This is a genomic window from Arthrobacter sp. JCM 19049 (assembly GCF_001310435.1).
In genome coordinates, this window is record NZ_BAXF01000246.1 from 1 (window position 1) to 3,246 (window position 3,246).

General features: G+C 66.3%; 2 protein-coding genes and 2 pseudogenes. 2 read left to right on the forward strand and 2 right to left on the reverse strand.

Translation table 11 applies throughout. The features are described from left to right. Both JCM19049_RS10315 and JCM19049_RS10320 read right to left on the reverse strand, forming a co-directional pair. The coding region (locus JCM19049_RS10315; RefSeq protein ID WP_054821542.1) for an MIP/aquaporin family protein at window positions 1-584 on the reverse strand (584 nt) is incomplete at its 3' end. Window positions 585-635: 51 nt separating this feature from the next. Further along, window positions 636-2,312 (reverse strand): annotated as a pseudogene (locus JCM19049_RS10320) (glycerol-3-phosphate dehydrogenase/oxidase). Window positions 2,313-2,664: 352 nt separating this feature from the next. Between JCM19049_RS10320 and JCM19049_RS20110 the strand changes: the two are divergent. Together JCM19049_RS20110 and JCM19049_RS20115 are read left to right on the forward strand one after the other, a co-directional pair. Next, window positions 2,665-2,841 (forward strand): annotated as a pseudogene (locus JCM19049_RS20110) (sugar-binding domain-containing protein); the annotation flags it as partial. A gap of 104 nt (window positions 2,842-2,945) precedes the next feature. Next, window positions 2,946-3,246, forward strand: a 301-nt coding sequence (locus JCM19049_RS20115; RefSeq protein WP_279402941.1) for a sugar-binding domain-containing protein, incomplete at its 3' end; no start/stop codon positions are given.

Consider the following 3,246-nt stretch of genomic DNA (forward strand, 5'->3'; position numbering starts at 1 on the left):
GCCGGGTTGATCGCGTACCCGGTGGGTCCGCCCAGCGAGGCGCCGATGGCGACCACGATCAGCGCGACGGCCAGCGGGCCCAACCCGTGGGGGGTCTTGCCGAAGCCGTTGATCACGAACACCAGCACGAAGGTGGCGATGATCTCGGTGACCATGTTCCAGGGGTAGGAGCGGATGGCCCCACCGGTGGCGAAGACGCCCAGCTTGCTGCCGCCGTCGATGGGTTCATCGAAGTGCTTCTTGTAGGCCAGCCAGGTGCCCACGGCGCCGAGCACGGCACCGATCATCTGGGCGGCGAAGTACAGCAGCATGTTCGCCACGGTCTTGTCCACGCCCGGTGCCAGCTCGGTGGCATCGGCGTTGACCATCAAACCGACGGTGACCGCCGGGTTCAGGTGGGCGCCGGAAGCGGCGGCCACCCAGACACCGGCGAAGACCGCCAGTCCCCAACCGAAACAGATCGTCAGCCAGCCCGCGGCGTGGCCCAACGTCCCCTTCAGATTCACATTGGCCACCACGCCGGTGCCCAATAGCAGCAGAATGAATGTGCCGGTGAGTTCGGCAAGAAATATATTCGGAGTCAACACTGACCTTCCTGGGGTGGACGCCGGCGGCCCACTGCCGCCGGCCACTGATTAGGTGAGAATCACCTCGTGGTGGGTTCGCAGCACCGAGAGCGCATGATTGATCTCGGCGTCGGTTTGGGCCCCATCCCAGCCCATGGGCACGGCGAGGCTGCTTGCCACCTCGTGCACCAATTCATTGGTCACCAGGCCGCGGAAGGCCAGGTTGGTGCGGCGGATGAACACGTCGATCAGGCGACCGACCTGCTCCCGCTCGGCCAGGTAGGCCAGCTCCTCATGGGAGAGCTGGTCGCTGTGCTCCAGCAGGTGCTCATCCTCGCCCACGATGTCCAGCACCGCGTCGGCGCGGGTGCCGTAGCGTTCGAGCAGCACTCGCAGCCTTTCGCGTCCGGCCCGGTGCTCGCGGGCGGCGTACCAGGCATCCAGTTCGCCCTCGTTCATCGGGAAGTTCCGTCCGCCGCCGATCGGCACCCCGACGGTGCTCTGGCGCTGCTCGGCGCGCAGGAAGTTCAGCACCTTGCCGCCCAGGTTCTCACCCAGCGCGCGGAAGGTGGTCCACTTCCCGCCGATCAGCGAGAGCATCATGGTCTTGTCGGTCAGGCGGGTTTCCTTCACCTGGTAGTCGCGCGAGACGAACCCGGGGGCGGTGTCATCGTGGTTCGGCAGCGGGCGCACCCCGGAGAAGCGGTAGACGATGTCCTGGCGGTCGACCTTGATGTTCGGGAAGACGTGGTGGATCAGTTCGAAGAAGTAGTCCACTTCCTCCTCGGTGCACACCGCCGGTTCACGCATGTCGTGCTCCAGGTCGGTGGTGCCCACCAGCACGCGGCCAAGCATCGGGTAGATCAGCACGATGCGCCCGTCTTCGTGTTCGAAGAAGATTTCCCGGCCCCCGGTGGCGGCCAGCAGCTCAGGGTGATCCAGCACGATGTGCGAGCTTGGTGCCGCCGGTCCACTTGGTCTCCCGGCCCAGGTCCTCGTTGGTCAGGTCCACCCAGGCGCCGGTGGCGTTCACGAGCACGTCGGCCTCGAACTCGAACTGCTCCCCGCTCAGCTCGTCGCGCAGCTGCGCCTTGCCGTCCTTGAAGCCGGTCAGCGAGGTGTAGTTGGTGGCCCGGGCCTGCGGGTTGGCGGCCAGCCGTCGCGCAGCACGTCCAGGGTCAGGCGCTCGGGGTTGTGCACCGAGGCGTCAAAGTAGGTGGCGGTGTACTTCACGTCCTGGCGCAGCGCCGGCAGGTCCTTGCGCGCGTTGCGTCCGGCCTTGAAGCTGTGCCACGGGGTGTTGCGTCCGCCGATGCCGGCGAACACGTCGTACATGATCAGACCGGCCTTGATCAGCGCCGCACCGCGTTCGGTGGGCTTGCCCGACTTGTGGGTCAGGAAGCGCATCGGCGCGGAGAGGATGCCGGAGAAGGTGGAGAAGATCGGGATGGTGGTCTGCAGCGGCTTGACGTAGTGGGGGGCGATCTGCAGCAGCGAGTTGCGTTCCTGCACGGACTCGTGCACCAGGCGGAACTCCCCGTTTTCCAGGTAGCGGATGCCGCCGTGGATCATGTGCGAGCTGGCGCCGGAGGCGCCCTGGCTGTAGTCCCCGCGCTCGATCAGCGCAACGTCGATTCCCTGCATGGCAAGGTAGCGGAACGTCGCCACCCCGTTGATGCCTCCGCCGACCACCAGTACCTGCGCTTTCGGCCGTTGGCGCAGTAGTTTCAGCTGGTCCCGTTGCACGGTCACCGCCCCCTTGTATCTCAACCTTTGGTCTTTATACGGTTAGTCTTGTCACGCAGGAACAAACAGGTCAAATGATTTGCACAAGTGTGCGAAAAAGGTGGTTTCGATGCAGGAATCGGTGCGCGGCACGGCACGGGCCCGGCCCAAATCTGACACATCCGTGCAAGTGGACCCAAAGTCCCGCGATGCCCTGCGGGCAGCGCACCTGTATTACGTGCAGGACATGAAGATGGAGAGCATCGCCCGGGAGCTGGGCACCTCGCGCTCCACCGTCTCCCGCCTGCTCTCCTTCGCCAAGCGCACCGGCATGGTCTCGGTGGAGATCAACCCGGCGGCGAACATGTCGGTGATGGCCGCCGCCCAACTCTCGGACCTGTACGGGATCTCGGTGCAGGTGGTGCCCACCGACGGGTCCCTGGATGACACCCAGGTGCTGCAGCGGGTCTCCGCGCACGCCGCCTACGTGCTGGGCAACATGGTCTCCTCCTCCATGACCGTGGGGGTGGCGTGGGGTTCGACGATGCAGGCGCTCTCTGCGGCGCTGGGCAGCCACCCCACCCATGACACGGTGATCGTGCAGCTGAACGGGGCGGCGAACCCGAACACCAGCGGGGTCGCTACGCCAGCGAGATCCTCACCCGCTTCGGCCAGGCGTTCACCGCCCGGGTCGAGCAGTTCCCGGTCCCGGCGTTCTTTGACCGCGCCGCCACCCGGGAGGCGATGTGGCAGGAAACCTCGGTGCGTCGGGTGCTGAAGGTGCAAAGCGAAATGAACCTGGCGGTCTTCTCCCTGGGGGCGGCCAACGCCGCCGTCGCCTCCCAGGTGTACCGCGGAGGCTACCTCAGCGAGGCGGAGAACGCGCAGCTGCGCGAAATCGGGGTGGTCGGGGACGTGGCCACCGTGTTCTTCGACGCCGCCGGGCGCAGCCAGG